This window comes from Candidatus Acidiferrales bacterium, assembly GCA_036514995.1.
In the GTDB taxonomy this organism is placed as follows: domain Bacteria; phylum Acidobacteriota; class Terriglobia; order Acidiferrales; family DATBWB01; genus DATBWB01.
Genome location: DATBWB010000045.1, coordinates 12772 through 35561, shown reverse-complemented (window position 1 = coordinate 35561; position 22790 = coordinate 12772). Strand labels below are relative to the sequence as shown.

The following is a 22790-nucleotide window of genomic DNA, read 5'->3' as shown; positions in this document are numbered from 1 at the left end:
CGCCCGCCCCTGCCAGCGTGGAATGGCGGGCAGGCGCGGGCTAATCTAGCACAGCCGCCGCGGCAAGGCAAAAAGAGCCGATTATCCCGGGGAAGTCCGCTCGGCGTACGTTTCCATCAAGCTGACGGCGCAGACGACAAGGATCGGTCCAAGAACCAGCCCGAGCATCCCGAAGGCAGCAATCCCACCGAGCACGCTGATAAAGATCAACAGCCCGCTCAGCCTGGCGCTCGTTCCAATCAGCGCCGGGCGTAGAACATTGTCCGCCATGCTGACAACGCCCGCGCCGACCAAAAGCACGGCCAAGCCGCGGACGGTCATGCCCTCGGCCAGGAGCACGACGCCCGCCGGCATCCAGATGAGCCAGGGCCCGATCAGCGGCAACAGCCCAAGGAAGCCCATAGTCACTCCCCAAAAAATGGGTGAGGAGATCCCCACAACCCAGAAGAGCAACCCGCCGATCACGCCTTGCAGTCCGGCCACCACAAAACTGCTCCGGATGGTCACCTGGATGAGTTCGCGGACGCGGCGCAAGAGAAAATCGCGGTGCTCGGCCTCCAGTGGCACCAGGCCGCGCAACTTCTCCACCACCCGCGGCCCGTCCCGAAAGAAATAGAACATCGCCAGCAGGGTCACCACAAACTGGAATAGAAAGGCAGCCACGTTTCGGGCGATCGCCGCCGCCTGCGAGGCCAGCCAGCGGGCGATGCGCTCGGTTTGCTCGCGCACCAGCCCTTCCGTCCCATCCAGTCGGACGGGCGCATGCCGCACAATCCATTCGCGCCAGTGCTCCACCACCCCCAACCGCCCACCCTCGATCATCCCCTGCAAGGATTGCGCCGCCTGCACTCCCTCCCTCACAAACGCCGAAGCCAGAAAAAACGCCGGCACAATCAGGATCACGGTGACCAGAAAGGTGCTGAGCAGCGCGGCTCCAGCCGGGCGGCCCAACCGGGATTGCAGCCGGCGCTGTAAGGGATAAAAAAACACAACCAGCACGGCTGCCCAGGCCAGGGGCACCAGGAAGGGAACAAAAATCCGGAACATGGCGTAGGCTAGGGCAAACACCAGCACGAAAAAGAGCAGGCCGGCCACCTGCTCGCGGCGCTGGGCCAGCCGGGATTGTGAGGACGCATCCACCGGGATCCTCGTCGGTGAGGCGATGACAGTATATAATACCGGCTTCGTCGCCGCTCCATTCCTTTATGACTCTGCGGTTCACGCGCTACCAATACAAACTCCTGCTGATCCTCACCCTCATCAATTTCGTCAACTACATTGACCGCGTCCTGATCAATCCCTTGTTCGTTCTCATCAAAAAGGATTTTGAGGTGAGCGATCTGCAACTGGGATTGCTGATTACGGTTTTCATCGTGGTTCAGTCCTGCGCCTCGATTCCGTTTGGCTGGCTGGCGGATCGCGTGTCGCGCACGCGCCTGATTACCTACGGGGTACTTTTCTGGAGCGCTGTCACCTTCGTTACCGGCACCGTGCAATCCTTTCGCCAGCTCTTGATTGCCCGCTCTTTGTTGGGTGTGGGGGAAGCGGTGTATGCGCCGGCGGCGGTCTCGATGATCTCCGGCGCCTATCCGCAAGAATTTCGCGCCCGCGTGCAGTCTTTCTTCAACATGGGGATGCTGGCCGGAGCCACGCTCGCCCTGGCGGCCGGCGGCATCATCGGCGAATGGAAAGGCTGGCGACCGGCGTTCTTCCTGGTTGGCGTTCCGGGTCTGCTCCTGGGCCTGATGGTCTTTCGCCTGAAAGAGCCGCCCTCCCTTCCCTTGCCCCGATATACCGGGGCGAAAGCCTCGGGGTTAGGCGCGGGATCAAAGTCACGCGAGATGGTCCCGGTGAAGCTTCTTTTTCGCGTTCCCGCCTATGTGGCGCTGCTGGCGAGCGGAACCCTTATCACCTTCGCCGCTGGAGCGATCGGCGCCTGGGGCCCGACCTTCGTCACACGCTATCAGGATTTTTCGCTGAAAGAAGCCGGAGTGACTCTCGGCGCGATACTTTTGGTTGCGGTAATGACCGGCGTGCTCACCGGCGGCTGGGTGGCTGACAGCCTGGAACGTCGCTGGCCTCAGGGTCGCGCCCTCACCATCGCCACGGCCTTTCTGGTTTCTGTTCCCGTGATCCTCTGGGCGCTGTTCGCGCCGACCAAGGGACAGTTTCTTTTCGCCTTCTTTGTAGCGGCCTTTTTCATGAGCTGGTATCACGGCCCGGTCACGGCCATCATCCACGACCTGATCCCAGCGCGGGCTCATGCTACCGCCTTCGGCGTTTACATGTTCGTGGTACACCTTTTGGGAGATGCACCCTCTTCCGCGCTGGTGGGGGCGATTGCCGATCGGTGGGATTTGCGCGCGGGGTTGCTGGTGGCGCTGGCGATGCAGCTCATCGGGGCAATTGGCTTTCTCGGTGTGGCCAACCTGATCCGCCACCGGGGAATGATTCACCCGGCTCTGGAACGCTTTCGCGCCCTCCCTTCTGTTCCCGCCTCTGGCCATTGAACAATTCTTGAGTAATTCTTGTTCCGGGGGTCGCGCCTTCGAGTAGAATCAAGCTTTCCATCATGCCGAACGCAACGAATCCCTGCCCGCACGCCCGGACTCGCCTGGTCGCCAAGGACAAGGACGCCGAATACCGGGAGTGCCTTGACTGTGGTGCTATTCTCGAAGCAAGTGAGGTGGAAGAGCCGCCCCAGTTTGAAGAAGACCTTTCCGACGCGTAGGTTGGGTTCAACCTGAAGGATTCACGCTGCGGCCGCGATCAGTGGCGCAGCAGTCCGAGCTTGCCCATCAGCTCGACGACCTCGGCGGCGGAGGCATCGTACTCGGCGCGTTCATCGGCTTCCTCGAGGCGTTGCTTGAGGTAGTGGGCGGCCACCTGACTTGCCAGGGCGTCGGGAAGCACCCGGCCATTCTGTCTGTGGTATTCCAGCAAACCCGTCAATGCGAGCGCCACGACTACTGGGCGGCCATTCACAAAAAATTTGCAGTCAAGCGTATCGGCATGGCGGGTGGCGATGGCCGACCACAAATGAGAAAAGCGAACCTTGAAGCGCTCGCCGGTCAGCCGGCAATCCACGTCAAAGCTGTCCACAAATCCGGGAGCAATCGAAGACATTGACTCTTGCAAGGAACTAGGTTCGAACGTCGGCCAGCTCATGCGCGCCGGCATAGACTCGTTCCGCCGCCACGACGCCCGCGCCCGCCGGGGCGCGGAAGCCAAATTCGCCCAGCACCTTCTCCAGCGTCGCCAGCACCAGCAGCACGTTGTTGCGGTGGGCGCCGTACCCCATCAAGCCGATGCGGAAAATTTTTCCGGCAAACTGGCCGAACCCGCCCGCAATTTCCAGGTTGTGCTCGTCCAGCATTCGCCGGCGGACTTTGACTTCCTCGATTCCCGCCGGGGCCTTGATGGCAATCACGGTGATCATGCGATGCGCCGGCGCTGCCACCATCTCCAGCCCCATTCCTTCCAGGCCGGCAACCAGCGCCTGGGCGTGCAGCTTGTGTCGCTGCCAGCGCCCTTCCAGCCCCTCCTCCTCCACCATGCGCAACGCTTCATGCAGGCCGAAGATAAGGCTGATCGGCGGCGTATGGTGGTAGGTTCGATCCTTGCCCCAATATTTTTGGACGATGGTCAGGTCCAGATACCAGCTTGAAACTTTGGACTTGCGGCGGCTCAAAACCTCTTCGCCGCGCGGCCCAACCGTAATCGGGGCCATCCCGGGAGGCGCGCTCAGGCACTTCTGCGTTCCGCTGAAGCAGACATCTATTCGATCCTGATCCACGTCGAGCGGCACGCCGGCCAACGTTGCCACCGCGTCCACCACCAGCAAAGCGCCACATTCGTCGGCAACCTCACGATAAGGTGCGATCGGTTGAAAAATGCCGGTTGAAGTTTCGCCATGCACCATGCCGATGAGCTTGATCTTTTGCCCCCTGGCTGCCTCGCGCACTTTTTGCGGATCCACCGGCTGCCCCCACGGCGCCTCCACGCGGATCACCGTGGCTCCCACCCGAGTCGCCACTTCTGCCATGCGCTCGGCAAAATGGCCGGCCACGCAGATGATCGCCGCGTCGCCCTCTTCCAGGAAATTGATCATGGCCGCTTCAATCGCGGCGCTGCCGCTGCCCGAGAGGGGAATCGTCAACTTGTTCTTCGTGCGCATGACATTCCGCAGCATCGTCTGCACTTCGTCCATGACGCCCATAAAGCGGTAATCGAGGTGGCCGATGATGGGCGTGACCATGGCGCGATAGACGCGCGGGTGCATGAGCGACGGCCCGGGCGTCAGCATGATCCGGACAGGCGGGTTGAGTTCGGGAAAGGTGGCGTTCATGAGAAAAACCTCCGTGTCTTTGGCCAAACAAGTTGGGAGGGCGCCGGGGCGCTTGCGCCTCACCGGGGCGAGGCGGGATGGCGGCTCGCCGTCCCTCTCAGGCGTCTCGGCTGACGATCACACGCACGGGTTTGCCTTCGGATTTTCCCCGGCTGGTGATCCAGTCGGCCAACGCCTTTTCCACCCGGCGCGAATCGACGCGCAGGCTCGCTTCCATCTGGCCATCGCTCACCGGCAGCGTTTCGTCAAATTCCTCCGCCCCGGTAAAGTTTCGCATGAAAAACGCGTCGAGCCATGCGAGCGGACAGGGTTTGCGCTCGCCTTCGATGATGACTTCCACCTTCAGCTTTTGCGCAAACATGAAATCGGTTGCCCGCCAAACTCACAGGAAATTATACCATCCCCGGGCGGGGAACCAGACATTTCCCGGCCCCAAAATTTCGCCCGAGACCCGACACGGCCCCGACGGGGCCGGCCCTGACCTTCCACGTACCGAAGGTTGCTATCGGTTGGCAACTATCGGCCTTCACAAGAAGGACTGCAAGCTGGCCTTAACGGCGAGCCGAGCGTCCCTGCCCGCGACGGCCTCTTCTAACCTTGATTTTTCGAGCTTGGCTTACTAGACTCTCCCATTACGAAGCGTGCCCTGAAGCCGACCGAGCGCCCCGCGTCGTGCTGTCTCCCGTAACGTGAGGATGAATGTCAGAGCCAACTTTCTTTTCCTTCCCGCCCCCGCCCCACCCCGACGCCACCGAATGGCCGGGCACTCCCATCGGCGCGGGAAATTGCATTACTCGCACAAAAGGGCGCACCGCCATCCACGATAAGACCGTGGATTGTTCCCCGGGGCTCCACGACAAACTGGTCAAAAGCGCCACCGACTTCATAGAGTCGCGCCCGCCGCGGGAGACGCTGTTCCACGACGTCATCATCCACGGCATTCGCGTGCGCGCTCAGACCAACAGCCCGCACCTGATGGATTTCTGGCGCGACAACTGGTATTCGGTTTATGAGTGGCAGCATATCACCGGCCTAAACCCTCCCGCCGAACCGCAGGTGATGGTCTATGCCTTTGGCGGCGTGAAAGGCGAAAAGGAAGCGGCCTATTACAGTCGCGCCACCAATACCATCGCCTTCTTCAACACCTCCTACTATGGCCAGTTGAAGAGCTGGGTGCTGGGGGCGGTCGGCCGCATCCTGGCGGAAGAGTATGGAATCCACTCCATCCACGGCGCCTGTGTCGAAAAAGACGGGAAAGGTGTGCTCTACATCGCTCCCACCGGCACCGGTAAATCCACCAGTTCCTACGGGCTGGTCACTTATCCCAACAGTCGCTTCCATTCAGATGACTGGGTCTATGTCCGCTATACCTATCAAACCCGGGATGGCCAGCGCGTTTTCTTGACGGAAATCGAGGCGAACCAGGGATCTCATGCTCGTGGCTACCGGGTTTATCGCTGGGTTGAGTCGCACCAGGACGCGACCGACGAGCTGGACGCCAAGATGACTGCCATGACGCTCGACAACCAGGTCGTGCATCTTCGCCTCCGCGATCTTGACCTGACCCAGCCCATCAAAGCGTACGCTTACACCTCCGAGAAAGTCTTCTACCTGCGCACCAACCTGGTTGAGAATTTCCCTCTATCGGCGGTCGAGATCTTGCGATCCAAAGCGGAAAACGTGCCGGACATTGACGGGCCATTCATCGAAAAGCACCGCTCCATCATTGATCAAATGAAGTCCACCCTGCTCGATCCCGGCAACCTTTGCGCCGAGTCCTTCCGGCGAATGCCGGCCGATGAATTGGACACCCTTTGCGGCCGGTTGATCGCTTTCGATAATGCCCGCTCGATGCTGGACATCACCAGGGTTTTGCCCGCCGGCCGCGTCTTTTCGAACCCCATGGAGCCGGTTCACCTGACCGAGGTCATCCTCCTGAAGCGCAACCCGGACGATCCCGTTGTCCTCGAACGGTTGAAGCTGGATCGCTTCATGCGCCGGCTGTTGATTGGCGAAACGCCGGAAAAAAAGCGCGAGATCGCTTACAACGCCTACCGCGCGGTGGACGACAAGGAAGAGATAGCCTTCATCCAGAAAATAGAGGCGGAGTGGGAGAGGCGAAAGGGCGAGGGCGAGGAATGCAGCCTGTATCGCATTTTCTGCGAGGATTCCGACGTCCCCAAAACGCTTTATGAAGAGTTCGAACTCTTCCGCGTCATGCATCAGGCGACCAAGTGCTACGACCTCAATACCAACCTGCAAAAGGATCCCACCGTCCGCAATAAGCGCGAAGCGGTCGAGCGGACGATGTGCATTATCAACCGCACGCTCGAGCGCGAGCCCGAAACCACTTATTCCCTCCATACCTATCACCGCTTGATCGAGTAAGGTGAGCGCCGCGCCATGCGCTCAACCAAACCCGGTGGCGGGTGCCGCCGGGCTCAGTCTTCCGGCAGAAGCCCCGAGCCCCCAGGCACCTGCCTGGGGGTGACGGAAGCCACCCTTGCTGCGCAAGAATGGGGCACCCGCTCGATGGGGAGCTTGCTGGCCAGGTTCTCGTTGGCGACCTTGCCCGCCTTGATTCATGGCGACCTTGCCCGAGTCTTTCGGCAGCGCTACATTGAGCCCAGGAAGTCTTGGCGGAAGGAGGCCACCATGCTTTTGCAGTTGAGCATCGTTCCCCTCGGGCGCGGGCGCAGCATCAGCCCTGACCTTGCTGACGTCGTGAAAATCATTCAGGCAAGCGGGCTCGACTATCGCGTCACCGCAACGGCCACCATCCTCGAGGGCGACTGGGATCAGTTGATGAATGTGACCAAGCAGTGCCACCTGAAGATGCGGGAAAAGACCGAGCGCGTTCTGACCTTCATGAAAATCGATGACTACGCCGATCGCGCCCATCGCATCACTCGAGCGGTGGAAGCGATTGAACAGGCGGTCGGCCAGCCGGTCAAGAAATAGCTCGGGGACAATGCTGTTCCCCGTCTTTCAGGAGGAGGACTCTTTTTGCTTGAGGCTTTGCTGGGCTTGTTGGATCAAGACCTCTTCCACCCTGGTGAACCGGTTGCCGACTATTTTGGCCAGGTTCGTCATCAGGACATAGCCCAGGTGGTTGTTCTCTTCGCACAATCTTTTGATGTCCCTTTGGTTCATCTGCAAAAGGTCGGAGTCCTGGAGGGCAAGAGCCGAGAGTGTATATCGGTGCGGGCCGATGAGCGCCGACCAGCCAAAGGCTTCGCCACGGGACTTGCGATCAAGGGAGATCTCCGCCGCCGCATTGTAGTAAGTCACTTTGAAGCGAAGGTCAATTTCGCCGGCGCCTACGACAAAAAGCGATTCAGCCGGGCTTCCGGCTTCAAAGACCCGGTCTCCCTTCTTCACTTTCAGAATTTGGGAGACGTTCGCAATTTCTCGCAATTCCTCAGCCCTCAAACCCTCAAAAAGGCTGGATTGTTTGAGTAGATCAATCACGGTCTTTCACTCCTATCCTCTTCACCGGCCACGTTGGCCTCTCTCGCCGTGGCGGGCGAAGCACTCTTTCCTTGTTGGGCTATTCCCGGCGCAGCTCGGCTCCCTTCTACAAACCTGGCGGCCCGCTCCAGCCGGGCATGCATCGTTAGGGCCGAGTGCCGGGCTGAAAGTCCGCCCCTGCCACTCTAGCGGCTATCTGCCTTCTGCGATTTCAGAGAGAGCAGGTAGCGAGTAAGGTCGTTCGCCTCCTCGTCCGTCAGGCGGAGGTCGGGCATCTTGGAGCCGGGCACCACGCGGCGCGGGTTCTTGAAATGCTGAAACAGCCAGTCGGCATTGCGGCGGCTGGCAACTTGGGTCAGATCGGGCCCCACCTTGCCGCCGCGGCCCCGAAGAGTATGGCAGAGGACACAACGCTTTTCCTCGAACAGGTGCGTCTCCCCCAGGGCCGGAGTTGCCGCCCCGGAGCTTTGGCCTGAGGCTTGAGTCTCCCGGACGATATATTCGGATGGCAGGTTGCTATCGGTGAGGCTCAGCATCAAGATCGTCATGGCTCTTGCCTGCTCGTCCGTCAACTCCTGGTTGGGCATTTCGGAGTCTGGAATGACCGCTTGGGGATTCTTGAAGTGTTCCACCAACCAGCGCACCCTGCTCCTTTTCCCTTCCAGGTGGGTGAAGTCGAAGGCATGCAAAGGCTTGCTGCCGATGTGGCTGAGGTCAGGGCCGTCGCTTCCTCCCTCGCCGTTGATTTTGTGGCACGTATCGCAGCTAAATTCCTGCTTGTAGAGGAGGCGGGCTACCGATAGGGTTGGGGCCCCGGGGACGCTCGTCTCCTTGTGACACTTGCCGCAAGCCGACTGAATATACTCTCCCTTCCACATCGGCTCTTCCCAAAACTCCAACTCGTCGTGGGCGGCGCCCCGGTAGGTGGTCGCCATGCCCTGGCCGCCATGACAGATGGTGCAGCCGAACTTTTCGACGGGATGGTACTTGAGGATATCGGGGTGACGGCGGAGCGGCTCCTCCTGGTCGGAAAAGGCCGGGTTGTCATACGCCACATGGCAGGTCACGCAGCGCTCCACTCGTCGGAGCTGGCTCACCACCATCTGCCTGACCGCCAGCTTTTCCGGCCGGATGGCCTGGCGCACCTTTTCGTCCGCAATCTTCTCCAGAACCAGCGCGTTGTACCGCCGCTGGTATTGCTTCCACTCCCGGCTATAGTCGCCCCAGGCTCCCCAGGCGGCAGCGAGCAGGAGAAGGACGCTCGAAAGGGCAAAAATTCTTTGAACCATGCTGCCCTGCTACTTCAAGTCACCGGCACCGTCAGGGAGCCGGCCAGGATTGCCAGAACCAGTAGAACTCCCAGTTGGGTCCCCGCAAAAAGACTCCGATGACGGTGAACAAAGTAAATCCGATCAGAAAGCCGGTAAAAAGGCCGATGGAGGCTTCCCGCAGAGAGTCGGTGAGATAGCCGGCGATGAAAAAGAACACGACCAGATAGAGAACGGTAAGGGTTCCCGGGTTCAAGAGATCAATCAGCCACTGGGGTGAGTCCGGGTAGAAGCGCCGCACGCCGCCGGTGCGCATGTTGGCGAAAAGAAGAAGCCAGATGACCGCCGTGGTGAGGATGGCCGACAGCAGCGCGATTTTTCTCGCGCGGCGGGAATGAAACCAGACGCCAGTCCCCGCCGGGCCACGGTCGATATAGGGGATCAACATCAGTGCCACCACGGTCAGGGTAGGAATAAAAACGCCTCCCATGAACGCCGAATAACTGACCAACTCCTGAAGGCCCAGGAAGTACCAGGGCGCCTTGGCAGGATTCTCCGGAAAATTTGGATTCGCCAGCTCCTTCAGCGGGGCATCGAAGAACAAAGATACGATCAGGAAAATAACCAGGGTAAGCAGAGAGAGAGTAAACAGGCGAAAAACCAGATGCGGCCACGCCGTGAGTGTGTCCTCCGGCCCTCGATCCACCATCGGGGTGCGCCCCTTCACCAATTCCATGAGACCGTAAGTCTTCCGGGGATCAGCCGGGAAAATTTGCAGGCTGCCTCCGGCAGGATCGCGACTGGCCGGCGTTGCCGTCATCGAGACCAAAGGACTTTCTGCCTCCTCAGGCCGGCTCAAGCCGCCATCCTTGCGGATTCGCCAGAAATGCACCCCCAGAACAATCAGGGCGAGCACCGGCAGGATCGCGATGTGGAGCACGTAGAAGCGGATCAACGCCTCCTGTCCCACCTCGTTGCCCCCCAGGAGCAAAAAGCGCAATTGCTTGCCCACCCCGGGAAGGTAAGCCACGATATTCGTCCCCACCGTTATGGCCCAGAATGCCAGTTGGTCCCAAGGCAGCAGGTAGCCGGTGAAGCTCAGCCCGAGGGTCAGAAAGAAGAGGACAACGCCAACCACCCAGTTGAATTCCCTGGGTGGACGAAACGAGCCGGTGTAGAAGACCCGGCACATATGCAGGAAGACCACTGCTACCATCCCGTGGGCGGCCCAGCGGTGGAGGTTGCGCAGCAGCTTGCCATTGGAAACGACAAACTCGAGGTCCTTCATCCGCGGATAGGCCTGGTCAACGGCGGGTACGTAGTAGAACATCAAAATGATTCCGGTGCCGATCAGGATGAGAAACAGGATGAACGCGATCGCTCCCAAACCCAAAGAATAGCTGAACCTCAGCGTGTTCCTGTGGACAGACACCGGCAGGATGTGGAGGAAGAAATTCTGGTTCATCACCTCGGCGCGATCGAGGTCGGTATCGAGGGGCCCGTGGCGGATAGTGGAACGCCAGACGTTGCCCGGCAGGGCCCGGGCATTCCGCCAGAACTCCTGCATCATCCCGTGGCTCTTTCGATTCCCCACGACTACCTATCCGGAAACGCGAGGCCCCGAAGCGTCCGGTTCAGGGCGAGCTCAGATCGGCAATGTTGTCCCTGGTTTTACTTCTTCGCCCGCATCCACAACCAACTGCCCGTCCAGAGCAAGGCTGACTCGGTACCAGGGCAAAGGCCTCGGCGCCGGCCCGGCTTTCACTTTTCCTGAGTGGTCGAACCGGCTACCGTGGCAAGGGCAGAAGAAGCCTTCCTGCGTCTTGCTGACGACGCACCCGAGGTGGGTGCAGATCCCGGATATGGCGTAGAAGCCTTGCTTGGAGTCGTTATAGATAAAAAGTTTTTCGCCCGGCAGGGGCGTAACAACGTCCCTGGCGAAATCGGCGGGATAGCCGACCTTGTATTTCCGGGAGGGCTCGTAAAGCACATTCGGATACATGGATCGCGCCAGGCCGGCCACCATCCCGACCACCGCCGTCCAGAAGCTCGTCCATCCCAGCTTGCTAAGAAAGTGCCGCCGATTCACGTTGCACCCCTGGCCGTAAAACAAGCTGTTCACGAAACTCAAAAAGCTCCATGGTAATGGCTCCGGTCGGGCACCGCCGCGCGCAGAGGCCGCAGCGCAGGCACTTTTCCTCGTCCTTTAACATCGCCGACCACATGGCTCCATCGTTTTTGCCTGAGCAGGGTGCCACCGGGGCGCCGCACCGGCCGCGAAGAAGCTTGCTCAGATCCTCACCGCCGGCGAGCCGCTCGACCGCCACCAGCTTGAGACATCGCTCAGGGCACACGTCCACGCAGCCGCCACAGAGAATGCACCGGTCGCCGTTGAAGACCGGGTGGACACTGCAGTTCAAACAGCGTTGGGCCTGGCGCTGCGCCGCCGGCTCTTCAAAGCCCAACTCCACCTCAGCAATGCCGATACGGCGTTCGATCGGCTGCGCGGGAACCTTCTCCCGCGCCAGAGAAAGGCAACGGGGAAAGAGGCGATGGTCCCGCCCCGGCGGGCCAGCCACCATGCGTGCCCGGCGGGAGACCTCCATACGGCTGCCGCTCAGGTACGCCGCCATAGCTCGGGCCGCCTTTTGGCCGTCGGCCACGGCATGGATGATGAGGCGAGGGCCAAAGGCCAAATCGCCGCCGGCGTAGATGCCGGGGGCGGTGGTTTCGAGCGTATCGGGGTCCACCTGGATCGTGCCTCGCGGCGTAAGCTTGATTCCGTCACTCTCCTTGAGGAAAGAAAGGTCGCTCGCCTGGCCAATGGCCAGGACGACCGTGTCAGCCTCAAGGACCGATTCGGTGCCGGGCTTGAAGGTCGGGTTGAAGCGGCCGCTGCTGTCAAACACCGAGGCCACGTCCAGGAACTCCACTCCCGTTGCTTTGCCGTTCTCACCCAAGATTCGCTTGGGGCCTTTGGAGGTGTACAGCTTGATCCCTTCCTCCAGGGCGTCTTGTATCTCCAGTTCGTTGGCCGGCATTTCCCGGCGAGATTCCAGGCAGGCCATGAAGACTTCCTTCACACCGAGGCGCAAGGCCGAACGGGCCACATCAATAGCCACTTTCATTTCCTCGGGCTGAGTTTCCGCGACCTGGGTGACTTGATGCAGGGCCGCTTGGGCTTCCTGGAGAGCCGCGCGCAACTCGGCGGGACTCAAATCTTCCGTGGGACCAATCTTCCGCAACGCCGAGCGGGCCACATCGATCGCCACGTTGCCGCCGCCGATGACAAGGACTCGCCGCCCCAACTCCACCTTGTAGCCCATGTTGACGTTGAGCAGGAAATCAATCGCTCGCAGAACTCCGTCGTTCTCCACCCCTTCGATTGGCAGCGAGCGGCTCAAGTGCGCGCCGATGGCGAGGAAAATGGCTTGGTAGCCCCAATCGTGGAGTTGCTCGAGATCGAAGTCTCGCCCAATCCGGCAGTTGAGCTTCAGATCAATTCCCAGATCAAGGATGCCCTGGATCTCGGATTGGATCAGGCTCCGGGAGAGCCGGTACCCGGGTATTCCCAGGACCAGCATGCCGCCGGGAACAGACTGCGCTTCAAACAGAGTCACCTTGTGACCCATCACGGCGAGGTCGTGGGCGGCGCTCAAACCCGCCGGCCCTGAACCAATAATCGCTACTTTCTTCGCTCCGCCCCGCCCCTCGAAGGAGCGAAGCGCGGAGGCGTCGTGAAACGTCGTGGAGCCTTCTGCCCCGATGCCGAAGCTGCTGGCCGGGGGCAAGAGGGTTTCCGAGGCAGGGCGTATCGGGAGCGGTGGCTTGCCGTCCCTGGTGCCTGCCTCGGAGCCGTACTGTTCCGTCACAAAGCGCTTCAGGGCGCGGATAGAAACCGCGTCGTCAATTCGTCCCCGCCGGCATGCCGCCTCACACGGAGCCCCGCAAACACGGCCGCAGATGGACGCCAAAGGATTCGACTCGCGGGCGATGCGGTAGGCCCTTTCATAGTCGCCTTCGGCGATGGCCTGCACATAGCCCCGGGCATCCGTGTTCACCGGGCAGTCGAACTGGCAGTTGACCAATTCCCGGTAGTAATCGTAGTCCGGGATGCGGACGTGATATTTCTTCCGAGCCTCACTCATGGCTGTACTTCAAAGGCAAGTGGGTGTGCGTCCCCTCATCCTTGCGCGTCTTCCAGTCGAAAACGTAGCCCTTCCCCACAAAAGGGCTCTTGGCGTTGTGGCACACGGTGGTGCACGTTTCCGCCTTGGGAACGACCATGCCGGCCGCCACAAGGTCGGCTCGCTTGTACTCCTTGTTCTGCAGAGTCATCAGCCCGGTCTTGATATAGTCGCCTCCGGCGCCGTGGCACATCTCGCAGCCAACCCCGGCCAAATCCGGTGTTTCTTCGATACTCTTGAACCCGCCCGGCTTGCCATAGCCGGTAACATGGCAGGGCAGGCACGTTTTATCTGTTGTGTAATCCTTGTTCGGGTCCAGGCCCGCCTTCTTCTTCGCCTCCGCTCTCTCTCCGGCTTTCAGGAGAGCGAAGGCGTTGGCCATTTTGGTCTGCTCCCACGACTTATGCTGGGGGAGGTGGCAGACCTTGCATTTTTTCGAGCCGACGTAGGGGTGCTCGGCGGTTCTCCCAGTGGTGGTCAGGCTCAAAAGAGCGAGCGAAAGTGTGAATGCCGCGAGAAAAGCCTTCATGGATTGCCTCCTGTACCTTCTCACGCCATCCCACTCTGCGGGACCCAAGGAAAAAACAGAATTAACAAGGTGATGAAGACGGAGAGGGACGATGAACTGGGTTCGGCTGGCCCCGATTACATCGGGGCCGGCGGAATCAGCGAAATGCAAGATGGGCGCTCTCACTGCATTCCCTGTTGGCCGTTTTCAACCCCGAGCCGCATGGTTCGAGGTTTCTGGCTCGGCCTACAGCAAGTCGTCCTCATGAAGGGCAAGCCGTGAGCCACACGTTTCGATAAGCTTGGCGTGGAGGTAATACTTTGGAAAATAAGGAGTTATGGAAACAAAAGAGTCTTAGCAGCCAGGGGTTCTGGAGGCGCAAAAGTGTTGCTTTCGCGCACCACGCCACCACCGCTGGGGCTTTACGCACAGCATTTCACACAAAAGCCGGCCGAACCAACGTAGGCGGCTGGGCTATCGTGGGACGCGAACCTCAGAACCTGCCTCCTGTCCCGTCGCTCTTTCGCGCGTTCACGGTCAGCGGCAGTCCTGAAACAGTTTGCGCTAGAGGATTTTGACCACCCCGCCTTCAAATGCGATGTGGGTATAGGGAAAACCGTTGATGTTGAATTCGACGGCGCCAGCCTCGCGACTCAAACGCAGAAACCGGCTGATGAGGTAGTCCTCGTCCCAGGCCGAAAACAGCCGCTCCGTCTCTTCCCGGGAGAGCCCGAACCGCTCGAGAGCCACCGGCCGGCCAAATTCGCCTGCCAACTTCAGATAGTGATCCACCAGTGGGCGCAATTCCATGACACGGGCACTCTCTTTCGGTGCATCCTATCGCAAGGATCGGCGAGCGCGCGCTGGATTTTTGACCCCAAGCACGATGGTGGCTCGTTTCGCCCCGCCGGAGACGGTAGTGTAGCCGTAGTTGATGTTCACGCGATCTCGGGCCAGCTTCGCGGCGGCCCTGGCCAGAGCGCCCGGCCGGTCCGCCAGATTGAGAACCAGCGCTGGAGTTACTTCCGCCTGAAATCCCTCTCTTCGCAAAACGGCCTTCGCCTTGTTCGCCTGTTTGAGCAGCAGGCGCACGGCGCTGCGGCCTTTCGCGTCCGAAGCATAAAAACCGGAGATGTTGATCTTATGTCTCGCCAATGCCGAGCAGATTTTAGCCAGGTTACCGGGACGGTTGACACCCCAAACCGTGAGTTCCTGCATGGCCATAGCTCACCTCCTGCTTACGATGAATATCCACCCGCACCGTGCTGAAACCATGTTCTTTCCTGTCATCCCTCCCACGGGCAGAAGCCCGTGGGCCGAACGGAAGCGCAATGTTGTTCCGTCTGTTCAGCCCAGCGGTTTCCGCCGCTGGGCTAGGCACAATAAGTTGGAACGGCACTAGTTCAGAAATACGCGTAGCGGCGCAACGCTTCCATTCTAGGGAGCGCAGGGAGACGCGGTCAAGCAAACTCTGGTTCCGGCATGTCCGCGTGCACCGCTTTCCGCTATACTATTTGTTTCCGCAACGTTAGTTCTTGAACTCTAATTCACACTTCCGGAGGGACCATGGCAAGTCCGATTGGTGTTGGGCAACCAGCGCCCGATTTCACGCTGAAGGATCAAAACCAGCAGGATGTCACCCTATCGAGCTTTCGCGGCAAGCGCAACGTCGTGCTGGCCTTCTACCCGCTCGATTTTTCGCCGGTGTGCAGCAAGGAGCACGCCTGTTTCACCAGCGACCTCAAAGATTTTGACGGACTCGACGCCCAGGTGCTCGGCATCAGTGTGGACAGCGTCTGGGCGCACAAGGCCTTTGCCGAGCATCTGAAAATCAACTACCCGTTGCTGGCCGACTTTCACCCGAAAGGCGCTGCCGCTGAAAAGTTCGGCCTCTACCTGGCCGACAAAGGCATCACCAACCGCGCCACCGTCATCATTGACAAACAGGGCGTGGTCCGCTACGTCAAACTGTATGACATCCCGCAGCAACGCGCCAATGCGGAATTGACAGCCGAGCTGGCCAAGCTGAAGTAGGTTTGCCTTTCTCTGGCCGTCCGCGGGGCTCCCCTTCAGAGTCGGTGTGAGAAGTTCGAGGCTCGCGCGCTGAGCCCCCAGGCACCTGCCCGGGGGGATATGCGAGGAGCGGACTCCCCGAGGCAGGAGCCTCGGGGCTGGGGGAGGTGATGGGAAAGGCCACTGTTTCTTCTCGAAACGAGCAGTCTGCTCACTAGTGCCGTTCCAACTATTTGGGGCTATTTTGCGCAAGTCACACGGCATGCTTTATTGATCATAGATGTATAGGCTCATTAAGTTGGAACGGCACTAGCTGTCACTCTTCCTTCTCGCCCTCGCCGCAAAGGTAGCGCGCATCAAAATCAACGCCGGAAGCGTCGAGCGTGGCCACCGCGCTCCAGCCCGCCGCCGCGGGCTCCTCGCGGCGCAACACCCGGAAGACCCCGTCCTCCAGCTCCACAATCTTCCAGCCGCTGCGCTCGATTTCCTCGACCGATTCTCTCTCCTCCTCTTCGCCCTTCCGCCGGAAAAACTGATCCGCCAAATTCCAGGTAAGGCCCCCGTCTTGGGTGAGAAAGACCTCCGCATCAAGTTCCTTGCCCCGGATTCTGATTCCGACGCGGCGCTCGACCACCACCGTGCCGTGCTTCGAATCAGTGAAGGTCATGGTGCGAACGGTGCCGAGCGAGGTCGTGGGCGAGGGAAGATCCACCTTGACCCAATTTTCCCCCCCATCGGTAGTCCGCAGGACAAAAGGCTCGCCCGGGTTATCCAGGATTTTCTCGCCGGCCGCCCAGCCGGTATCATCGCCGATGAATTCGATGGTCGCGAGCGCGCTCCCTTCGATGCGCGGCCCAATCTGCCGCCAGTTTCGGCCGCCATCGGTTGTCTTCAAAATGAGGGTATGCGCCCGCTTCCCCGGTGTTTCGATCCAGCCGGCGAGAAAGGCAGTGTTCTCGCGCGCCGGGAAGACGGCCCGGAGCTGCAATACGGCACGGCAGCCCGGGGCTTGCTGCGGCCAAGCTCGAGCGGCTTTCGCGCCCAGGCATCCGCCGGCTGCGGATATGGCCAGGAGAATCGAGACTCTTGCGATGATCCGTATCATTTGAAAATCGCTCCCATGGCCAACACTATATGCCGGAAGCCAGTACCGTTCCAACTACTTGTGCAAGATTGCTAGCTGGAGCGACAGTTTGCCCATTGGCCCGCGGCTCTTGAAAAACCTAGCCTGAAAGAGTTGGAACGGCACCGGCGCGGTTGGCAAGCGATGGTGATAAAATTTGGACCGGGTGAGAGGTCGTGGCTTGACCTCCACTTAAGCGGGCAAAGGACCGACACTCCATGCGGCGCACAAATTCACTTGCACGTTTCGCTGCCCGGCTGGCCGTCGCGCTTGTAGCCTGTGCGACGGTCTCCGGCCAATCGCCGGAAAAACCAGCTCCAGCGACGCCGTCACCCGGCAAGCCCGCCCAAATCCAATCCACCGGCATTCCCAGAGAACCTTTGGCGGGCAAGTACCTGGAAGTTGCCGCCGGGACGACCATCCCGGTCGCGCTTGCCCATACGCTCACCACAAGGACTGCCCGGGTGGGCGATTTTGTTACGTTCAAGACCATGGCGCCGGTTCATTCACTCGACCGGCAGTTGGCCATCCCCGCCGAGAGCATGGTTCGGGGCACGCTCGTCGGAGTGAAGCGCCCCGGCCGCGTCCGGGGAAAAGCTCAGTTGCGGATTCACCTCGAGCGCGTCAGCCTGCCGAATGGCTATACGCTAGAACTTGGCGCCAGCCTGGAGCCGCCCGGCCCGGAGCATCCCGGCGATAAAGAAGGGGGAACGATTGCCGGCGAATCCGGCAAAGCTCATGACGCGATCACCGTGGCTACGTTCGGCGGGCAAGGCGCCGTGCTGGGAAGCGTGGCCGGCCAATCGGCAAGAGACGCAGCCGTGGGAGCGGGTGCCGGGGCGCTGGCCGGATTGATTGGAGTTTTGCTGAGCCGCGGTCCGGAGATTCGGCTCGAGCCAGGCACGCCGTTTCGCGTAACGTTGAGCCGCCCGCTCCGGGTGGACCTGGACGAGCTTCGCGCCCTGCCGGAGGTGCTCCAGCCCATCAGCGACCGGGCGCCTCGATTGAAGCACAACTCGCCGGCCCCAACTTCCCCCCATAAGCCGTAATTTGCCGCCCGGCGTGGCGGGCTGCCCCTCTCATTTTGCCGCCATGAATCGCTCAATCTCTTCCACTGTCCGCGGCACCCCGGCGCTCAGGAGCCTTGCGCCATCGGCCGTCACCAACACCTCATCCTCAAGGCGGATCCCCAGGCCAGCCTCGGGCATGTAAATCCCTGGCTCGATGGTGATGACGCTGCCTGCTTCGAGTGGTTTCCAAACGTCGCCGACATCGTGGCCGTCGAGCCCGATGTAATGACTCAGGCCATGAACAAAGTACTTGCCGTAGCCCGCCTGCTCGATGACCTGATAGGCGCGGGTGTGAAGGTCTTCGATTTTGACGCCCGGACGCATCATCTTGATCGCTTCATCGGCCGCCCGGAGCACAATCTCGTAAAGTTCCTTTTGTTTCGGCGTGAACTTGCCGGAAGCGGGAAAGGTGCGGGTGAGGTCGGCGGCGTAATGCTGGTACGTGGTATCGGCGCTGTCCAGAAGAATTAAATCATTCGCCTCGATCCGCCGGCTATTCTCCCGATAATGAAGAATGGCGGCGTTAGGGCCGGAGGCGACAATGCAGGAAGAAGCCGCGTTGCCGCCCCGGCGGCGAAACTCGCCGACGGCGGCCGCTTCGACCTCGTATTCAAACATCCCCGGCCTGGCTGATTTCATCGCCGACCGAACACCCGCGCCCCAGGCGTCCACCGCTTTTTCCATCATTTCGAGCTCGCCCGCCTCCTTGATGCGACGCATCTCGGTGACGACCGCCGTTGCGTCCTTGACGGCCAACCCGGGAAAGCGCGCCCGGACACTTTCGACCAAGGCGAGATCCGCCGGCAGGGTTCCCCGCAGCGGCACCGCCGTTCCCGCTCCGCCACGCCCTCCCACGCACGTCCAGAAGGTCGAGTGGTAGGGCAATGCCATCGTCAGCATTTCTTCAAAGAGGCCTGAATCATAGACGCGCTCCACTCCCGTCTCTTCCTTGAGCTTGTCGGCTGCGCCTGCTCCGGCTCCTTCCCAGCGCTGCTGCAAGGAAGTGCGGCCCGGCGCAAAGAGAATTTCCCGCACCACGTGGCCGCGGATGTAGTCCGGCCCCGGCCAACGCCGGTAGATCTCGACGCGAACGCCCTTCGGGGCAAGCAACAGCCAAGCCTCCGCTTCGTCCACCCCGGTCAGATAATAAAAATGCGTGCTGCCGCCTTTAGCGACAAAGATTCCGTCGCCGAGTTGCTGCATCAGTTTTTGGCGGCGGGATGGGTAAGGATTTGTGTCCGCGGCTTGACATCCCTCCACCGCAGAGAAGCAGAGAACCCAGAAAGCGCAGAGCAAAAGCAGAGCACGTTTCACTTGAGCCTCCACCTTCAGAAATGCTCGAGCGCCAGGATTCTAGCCTAACTCCTGAGTGAATGCTGAATGAAAAGGCCTAAAGACCTGACTCGGGGCGGTCTGAAGACCGGCCCCTACCTGAAGACACGTCGATGAGGTTATGTAGGGGCAAGCTTCAGCTTGCCCTCATTATAGGCGGGCGGTCTGAAGACCGGCCCTACCTGAAGCCCCGGAAGTCAGTACTTGGGGACGGAAGGATCCACTTTGTCCGACCAGGCCAGGATGCCGCCTTTGAGGTTCCACACTTTTCGGAACCCGGCCTTGCGAAGGAAGTCCACTGCTTCCGCCGACCGCTTGCCCGAGCGGCAGTGAGCGACGATTTCGACCGAGCTATCGAGTTCGTGCACCCGGCGCGGCAATTCGCCCAACGGGATGAGGTGCGAACCAGGCAGCTTGCAAATTTGAACCTCGTGCGGCTCGCGGACATCGAGCACGTAAAAGTCTTTGCCGCCGTCGTACCAGCGCTTCAGGTCGGTCGGATCGATTTCGGGCACCTGCACGCCCGGCTGCAACTCTTCTCCGCGAATGCCGCAGAACTCATCGTAGTCGATCAGCTTGGTCACCGTGCGATGCTCGCCGCAAGCCGGGCAATCGGGATTCTTGCGCAGCTTGAGTTCGCGGAACTTCATGTTCAGCGCGTCAAAGAGGAGCAAACGCCCGACCAGCGGCGTACCCCGGCCCAGAATTAACTTTACGGTTTCGTTCGCCTGGATGGCGCCGATAATTCCCGGCAACACGCCCAGGACGCCGCCTTCGGCGCAGCTTGGAACCAGCCCGGGCGGTGGCGGCTCAGGATAGAGGCAGCGATAGCAGGGCCCGCCGTTCCAGGCAAAGACGGTCGCCTGACCTTCGAAACGGAAGATGCTGCCGTAAACATTGGGTTTGCCGAGCAGCACGCAGGCGTCGTTGACCAGATAGCGCGTCGGAAAATTGTCCGTGCCGTCCACAATGATGTCGTAGTCGCGAAAGATTTCGAGTGCGTTCTCGCTGGTCAGCTTCGTCTCATGGGTGTCAATCTGAATATCCGGGTTGAGATCGGCCAGGCGCGCTCGGGCGGCGGCAAGCTTCGGCGTGCCGACGTCGCTCGTGCCGAAGGTGACCTGGCGCTGGAGGTTGGTGAAGTCCACCACGTCAAAGTCCACCAGGCCCAGCCGGCCGACCCCCGCTGCCGCCAGATAGAGGCCGAGCGGCGCGCCCAGCCCGCCCGCTCCAATCAGGAGCACTTTGGCCTTTTTGAGCTTGAGCTGGCCGTCCATGCCGACTTCCGGCATGATGAGATGACGCGAATAGCGCAGCACCTCTTGCTTGGAAAGTTGGGCGTCCTGCGCGATGGAGACGTTGGTAGCTGGGTTGCTCATGTTGCCCTCTTGCCCTGCACCAGATGGTGCAGGGCTTGCTCGATTCCCCTCGACCGCTCCCCAGCGGGCGAAATCAACGTAAACCGGCTCCCCGGCCGGTCATGCCCGGCCAGCCAAACCTGGATGACGTCCGAGCACCGCCGGCGATGGATGGCACGATGCTCACCACGTCGCCGTGCTGGATGGGTGTCTGCTCTTTTTTGAGATACCGAATATCTTCGTCGTTGACATAGATGTTCACGAAGCTGCGCAGCTTGCCATCGTCGGTGAAGAGATGCTTGCGCAGCTCGGAGTATTGCGTGGTCAGCTTCGAGAGAATCTCGCTCACGGTCGCGCCGGTGAGCTCGACCCATTCCTGTTTGCCGGCGTACGGGCGCAGCGGTGTGGGAATCACAACCTTGGCCATGTTCCTCTACCTCGAAGAAACAGATGCCTCAGCCACAATCAAAGTTTCGGGATCAAACTGGCTGCGATCATCGCGCAGAGTCCAGCTTGTGATTGCACCCGGCTGGCGATCGGCCACGGCTACAATCACATAGGAGTACCCCGGCCAGGCATGCTCGCGGTCAAAATCGCTCGGGCGAGCCGGATGGTCGGGGTGCGAATGATACCAGCCGACGATCTCAAGGCTTCTCGCGCGCGCCGCTTTCTCAGCCGCGAGGTAATCCTCAGCCGTCACAAGGAACCGGTTGCGCGGGGAATCCTGGCGGCGGTTGACGATCGCTTGGAGTTCTTCGACGCGCTTGCCACCATCGCCCTGCGCCCGGCCAAGCAGCGCCCCGCAGCATTCATGCGGATAGCTCTCAGCCCCGTGAACCCGAATCGCTTCTGCCAGTCTGTGGCTCAAATGAAGCATGACCACGTCGCACTAACACTGCCATTCCGTCATTCTGTCATTCCGTCATTCTGAGCGGAGCGAAGAATCTCCCTGTTCAGGTGCTTCACTTCCTTCAGCATGACGCCGCCATACGCCCCAGCCGCTTCTGAAGCAGCTTCTAAACTTCTTCGTCCCAGAAGCGTTCACTCAGATACTTATCCGCGGCATCAGGGAAAATCGTCACCACCACGCCGGAAGAAATCTCACGGGCGACATCGAGCGCCACCGCCAGCGCCGCCCCCGAGCTGATGCCGATGAGCAAGCCTTCTTCGCGCGCCGCCCGCTTGACCATCCGGTAGGCGGTCTCGGTCCTCACTTCACGGTTTTCATCGGCCAGCGTGGGATCGTAAATGCCCGGTACCATCGCCGTCGGCATGTGTTTCAAACCCTCCAGGCCATGGAACGGCCCGTCGGGCTGAAAGCTGATGGCCTTGAGTTTCGGATTTAGTTCCTTGAGTCGTTTCGCCGTCCCCACAAACGTCCCGCTGGTTCCCAGACCGATAACGAGATGGGTGATGCGTCCGGCTGTTTGCTGCCAGATTTCCTCGGCGGTCGTTCGGTAGTGAGCTTGCCAGTTGGCCGGGTTATTGTACTGGTCGGGATAAAAATACAGCTCCGGATTTTCTTTGTACAGCAGCCGCGCGGCGCGGATGGCCCCGTCGGAACCTTCATCGGCCGGCGTGAGGATCACATCCACGCCGTAAGCCTTCAGGATGCGCTTGCGTTCTTCACTGGCGCTTGCCGGAACGCACAGCCGGACCGCATAGCCTTTCACCGCCCCTACCAGCGCGTAAGCAATGCCAGTGTTGCCCGAAGTGGCGTCCAGGATAATTTTGCCGGGCTTGAGCTTGCCGCTTCCCTCGCCCTCCAGGATCATGCTGTAGGCAGCCCGGTCTTTGACCGATCCTCCTGGGTTGAACCATTCTGCCTTGGCATAGACCTCAACGTCCCGAGAGGCAGGAGCCAGTCGCTCGATCCGGAGCAACGGACTGTTCCCGATCCGCTCCAGGAGGCTGGTGCGTTGACCGATTTTGTTCTCGATTTCGACAGCCGTACTCGTGGGCGCCATCGAGTCCTTCGTCTGTCTAAGAAGCCCTATGAGGCCAAGCCCTTGACTACGCGAATAGATCCACATTCTAGCACAACCGATGATACTCTACAATGGACTCGACTTTAAGAGGTAATCAATTGAGGGTAAAGGAGAAAGAACCTTC

The 22790-nt window shown here is 60.5% G+C and carries 24 protein-coding genes; 6 read left to right on the top strand and 18 right to left on the bottom strand.

Translation table 11 applies throughout. The features are described from left to right. Positions 1 to 81 precede the first annotated feature (81 nt). Positions 82 to 1140, bottom strand: coding sequence for an AI-2E family transporter (locus tag VIH17_03400; GenBank protein HEY4682278.1), 1059 nt, complete (start codon positions 1138 to 1140; stop codon positions 82 to 84). Between the two features lie 65 nt (positions 1141 to 1205). Here VIH17_03400 and VIH17_03395 point away from each other — a divergent pair, with 65 nt between their 5' ends. Together VIH17_03395 and VIH17_03390 are read left to right on the top strand one after the other, a co-directional pair. After that, on the top strand, positions 1206 to 2510 hold the full coding sequence (locus tag VIH17_03395) for an MFS transporter (protein ID HEY4682277.1): 1305 nt from the start codon (positions 1206 to 1208) through the stop codon (positions 2508 to 2510). Positions 2511 to 2572: 62 nt separating this feature from the next. Further along, the gene (locus VIH17_03390) at positions 2573 to 2731 is read left to right on the top strand and encodes a hypothetical protein (GenBank protein HEY4682276.1); all 159 of its coding nucleotides are present in this window, start codon (positions 2573 to 2575) and stop codon (positions 2729 to 2731) included. 38 nt (positions 2732 to 2769) lie between these two features. Here VIH17_03390 and VIH17_03385 read toward each other — a convergent pair whose 3' ends face one another. From VIH17_03385 to VIH17_03375, 3 genes are all read right to left on the bottom strand, one after another. Further along, entirely contained in the window at positions 2770 to 3126 is a 357-nt protein-coding gene (locus VIH17_03385; protein HEY4682275.1) for a hypothetical protein, read from the bottom strand. 16 nt (positions 3127 to 3142) lie between these two features. After that, complete coding sequence (locus VIH17_03380; GenBank protein HEY4682274.1) at positions 3143 to 4348, bottom strand: alanine--glyoxylate aminotransferase family protein; 1206 nt, start codon at positions 4346 to 4348, stop codon at positions 3143 to 3145. Between the two features lie 97 nt (positions 4349 to 4445). Further along, complete coding sequence (locus VIH17_03375) at positions 4446 to 4709, bottom strand: hypothetical protein (protein ID HEY4682273.1); 264 nt, start codon at positions 4707 to 4709, stop codon at positions 4446 to 4448. Between the two features lie 338 nt (positions 4710 to 5047). Between VIH17_03375 and VIH17_03370 the strand changes: the two genes are divergently transcribed. Beyond that, on the top strand, positions 5048 to 6736 hold the full coding sequence (locus tag VIH17_03370; GenBank protein HEY4682272.1) for a hypothetical protein: 1689 nt from the start codon (positions 5048 to 5050) through the stop codon (positions 6734 to 6736). Between the two features lie 15 nt (positions 6737 to 6751). Continuing rightward, entirely contained in the window at positions 6752 to 7309 is a 558-nt protein-coding gene (locus VIH17_03365) for an MTH1187 family thiamine-binding protein (protein ID HEY4682271.1), read from the top strand. Between the two features lie 27 nt (positions 7310 to 7336). Here VIH17_03365 and VIH17_03360 read toward each other — a convergent pair whose 3' ends face one another. The 8 genes from VIH17_03360 to VIH17_03325 all read right to left on the bottom strand — a co-directional run bounded on the left by VIH17_03360 (position 7337) and on the right by VIH17_03325 (position 15006). Continuing rightward, entirely contained in the window at positions 7337 to 7819 is a 483-nt protein-coding gene (locus VIH17_03360; protein ID HEY4682270.1) for a cyclic nucleotide-binding domain-containing protein, read from the bottom strand. Between the two features lie 185 nt (positions 7820 to 8004). Further along, on the bottom strand, positions 8005 to 9108 hold the full coding sequence (locus VIH17_03355; protein HEY4682269.1) for a c-type cytochrome: 1104 nt from the start codon (positions 9106 to 9108) through the stop codon (positions 8005 to 8007). 31 nt (positions 9109 to 9139) lie between these two features. After that, the gene (locus tag VIH17_03350) at positions 9140 to 10681 is read right to left on the bottom strand and encodes a cytochrome b N-terminal domain-containing protein (GenBank protein HEY4682268.1); all 1542 of its coding nucleotides are present in this window, start codon (positions 10679 to 10681) and stop codon (positions 9140 to 9142) included. A 51-nt stretch (positions 10682 to 10732) separates the two neighbouring features. Next, on the bottom strand, positions 10733 to 11176 hold the full coding sequence (locus tag VIH17_03345) for a Rieske (2Fe-2S) protein (GenBank protein HEY4682267.1): 444 nt from the start codon (positions 11174 to 11176) through the stop codon (positions 10733 to 10735). Then, positions 11154 to 13235, bottom strand: coding sequence for an FAD-dependent oxidoreductase (locus tag VIH17_03340; protein ID HEY4682266.1), 2082 nt, complete (start codon positions 13233 to 13235; stop codon positions 11154 to 11156). Before VIH17_03340 ends, VIH17_03345 begins: the two co-directional genes overlap by 23 nt. Further along, positions 13228 to 13803 (bottom strand): cytochrome c family protein, encoded by a 576-nt coding sequence (locus VIH17_03335; protein HEY4682265.1) that lies wholly within the window; start codon positions 13801 to 13803, stop codon positions 13228 to 13230. The genes VIH17_03340 and VIH17_03335 overlap by 8 nt, the downstream gene beginning before the upstream one ends. Before the next feature lie 543 nt (positions 13804 to 14346). Continuing rightward, positions 14347 to 14592 (bottom strand): hypothetical protein, encoded by a 246-nt coding sequence (locus tag VIH17_03330; GenBank protein ID HEY4682264.1) that lies wholly within the window; start codon positions 14590 to 14592, stop codon positions 14347 to 14349. A 27-nt stretch (positions 14593 to 14619) separates the two neighbouring features. Then, positions 14620 to 15006: a hypothetical protein gene (locus VIH17_03325; protein HEY4682263.1), complete on the bottom strand. Its 387-nt coding sequence runs from the start codon at positions 15004 to 15006 to the stop codon at positions 14620 to 14622. Between the two features lie 342 nt (positions 15007 to 15348). On the opposite strand from VIH17_03325, the gene VIH17_03320 reads away from it, so the two are divergent. Continuing rightward, positions 15349 to 15816 carry a peroxiredoxin gene (locus tag VIH17_03320; GenBank protein ID HEY4682262.1) on the top strand — a complete coding sequence of 156 codons (468 nt, stop codon included), beginning with the start codon at positions 15349 to 15351 and terminating at the stop codon, positions 15814 to 15816. 295 nt (positions 15817 to 16111) lie between these two features. Here the strand turns inward: VIH17_03320 and VIH17_03315 are convergent, their stop codons facing one another. Then, positions 16112 to 16900, bottom strand: coding sequence for a hypothetical protein (locus VIH17_03315; GenBank protein ID HEY4682261.1), 789 nt, complete (start codon positions 16898 to 16900; stop codon positions 16112 to 16114). A gap of 236 nt (positions 16901 to 17136) precedes the next feature. Between VIH17_03315 and VIH17_03310 the strand changes: the two genes are divergently transcribed. Next, positions 17137 to 17967, top strand: a complete 831-nt coding sequence (locus tag VIH17_03310; GenBank protein HEY4682260.1) for a hypothetical protein — start codon at positions 17137 to 17139, stop codon at positions 17965 to 17967. A gap of 30 nt (positions 17968 to 17997) precedes the next feature. On the opposite strand, the gene VIH17_03305 is transcribed toward VIH17_03310, so the two are convergent. The 5 genes from VIH17_03305 to VIH17_03285 all read right to left on the bottom strand — a co-directional run bounded on the left by VIH17_03305 (position 17998) and on the right by VIH17_03285 (position 22645). After that, positions 17998 to 19302, bottom strand: coding sequence for an aminopeptidase P N-terminal domain-containing protein (locus tag VIH17_03305; protein HEY4682259.1), 1305 nt, complete (start codon positions 19300 to 19302; stop codon positions 17998 to 18000). Positions 19303 to 19517: 215 nt separating this feature from the next. Then, positions 19518 to 20699, bottom strand: coding sequence for a molybdopterin-synthase adenylyltransferase MoeB (moeB, locus tag VIH17_03300; GenBank protein ID HEY4682258.1), 1182 nt, complete (start codon positions 20697 to 20699; stop codon positions 19518 to 19520). Between the two features lie 73 nt (positions 20700 to 20772). Next, positions 20773 to 21105: a ubiquitin-like small modifier protein 1 gene (locus tag VIH17_03295; protein HEY4682257.1), complete on the bottom strand. Its 333-nt coding sequence runs from the start codon at positions 21103 to 21105 to the stop codon at positions 20773 to 20775. 6 nt (positions 21106 to 21111) lie between these two features. Beyond that, entirely contained in the window at positions 21112 to 21555 is a 444-nt protein-coding gene (locus tag VIH17_03290) for a M67 family metallopeptidase (GenBank protein HEY4682256.1), read from the bottom strand. Between the two features lie 139 nt (positions 21556 to 21694). Continuing rightward, positions 21695 to 22645: a cysteine synthase family protein gene (locus tag VIH17_03285; protein ID HEY4682255.1), complete on the bottom strand. Its 951-nt coding sequence runs from the start codon at positions 22643 to 22645 to the stop codon at positions 21695 to 21697. Between the last annotated feature and the right edge of the window lie 145 nt (positions 22646 to 22790).

What these genes read in the sequence shown, in the direction of transcription:
- VIH17_03395 (HEY4682277.1), top strand. Translation starts at nt 1,206, where the DNA reads ATGACTCTGCGGTTCACGCGCTACCAATACAAACTCCTGCTGATCCTC.
- VIH17_03390 (HEY4682276.1), top strand. Translation starts at nt 2,573, where the DNA reads ATGCCGAACGCAACGAATCCCTGCCCGCACGCCCGGACTCGCCTGGTC.
- VIH17_03385 (HEY4682275.1), bottom strand. Translation starts at nt 3,126, where the DNA reads ATGTCTTCGATTGCTCCCGGATTTGTGGACAGCTTTGACGTGGATTGC.
- VIH17_03380 (HEY4682274.1), bottom strand. Translation starts at nt 4,348, where the DNA reads ATGAACGCCACCTTTCCCGAACTCAACCCGCCTGTCCGGATCATGCTG.
- VIH17_03375 (HEY4682273.1), bottom strand. Translation starts at nt 4,709, where the DNA reads ATGTTTGCGCAAAAGCTGAAGGTGGAAGTCATCATCGAAGGCGAGCGC.
- VIH17_03370 (HEY4682272.1), top strand. Translation starts at nt 5,048, where the DNA reads ATGTCAGAGCCAACTTTCTTTTCCTTCCCGCCCCCGCCCCACCCCGAC.
- VIH17_03365 (HEY4682271.1), top strand. Translation starts at nt 6,752, where the DNA reads ATGCGCTCAACCAAACCCGGTGGCGGGTGCCGCCGGGCTCAGTCTTCC.
- VIH17_03355 (HEY4682269.1), bottom strand. Translation starts at nt 9,108, where the DNA reads ATGGTTCAAAGAATTTTTGCCCTTTCGAGCGTCCTTCTCCTGCTCGCT.
- VIH17_03340 (HEY4682266.1), bottom strand. Translation starts at nt 13,235, where the DNA reads ATGAGTGAGGCTCGGAAGAAATATCACGTCCGCATCCCGGACTACGAT.
- VIH17_03335 (HEY4682265.1), bottom strand. Translation starts at nt 13,803, where the DNA reads ATGAAGGCTTTTCTCGCGGCATTCACACTTTCGCTCGCTCTTTTGAGC.
- VIH17_03330 (HEY4682264.1), bottom strand. Translation starts at nt 14,592, where the DNA reads ATGGAATTGCGCCCACTGGTGGATCACTATCTGAAGTTGGCAGGCGAA.
- VIH17_03325 (HEY4682263.1), bottom strand. Translation starts at nt 15,006, where the DNA reads ATGGCCATGCAGGAACTCACGGTTTGGGGTGTCAACCGTCCCGGTAAC.
- VIH17_03320 (HEY4682262.1), top strand. Translation starts at nt 15,349, where the DNA reads ATGGCAAGTCCGATTGGTGTTGGGCAACCAGCGCCCGATTTCACGCTG.
- VIH17_03315 (HEY4682261.1), bottom strand. Translation starts at nt 16,900, where the DNA reads ATGATACGGATCATCGCAAGAGTCTCGATTCTCCTGGCCATATCCGCA.
- VIH17_03310 (HEY4682260.1), top strand. Translation starts at nt 17,137, where the DNA reads ATGCGGCGCACAAATTCACTTGCACGTTTCGCTGCCCGGCTGGCCGTC.
- moeB (HEY4682258.1), bottom strand. Translation starts at nt 20,699, where the DNA reads ATGAGCAACCCAGCTACCAACGTCTCCATCGCGCAGGACGCCCAACTT.
- VIH17_03295 (HEY4682257.1), bottom strand. Translation starts at nt 21,105, where the DNA reads ATGGCCAAGGTTGTGATTCCCACACCGCTGCGCCCGTACGCCGGCAAA.
- VIH17_03290 (HEY4682256.1), bottom strand. Translation starts at nt 21,555, where the DNA reads ATGCTTCATTTGAGCCACAGACTGGCAGAAGCGATTCGGGTTCACGGG.
- VIH17_03285 (HEY4682255.1), bottom strand. Translation starts at nt 22,645, where the DNA reads ATGGCGCCCACGAGTACGGCTGTCGAAATCGAGAACAAAATCGGTCAA.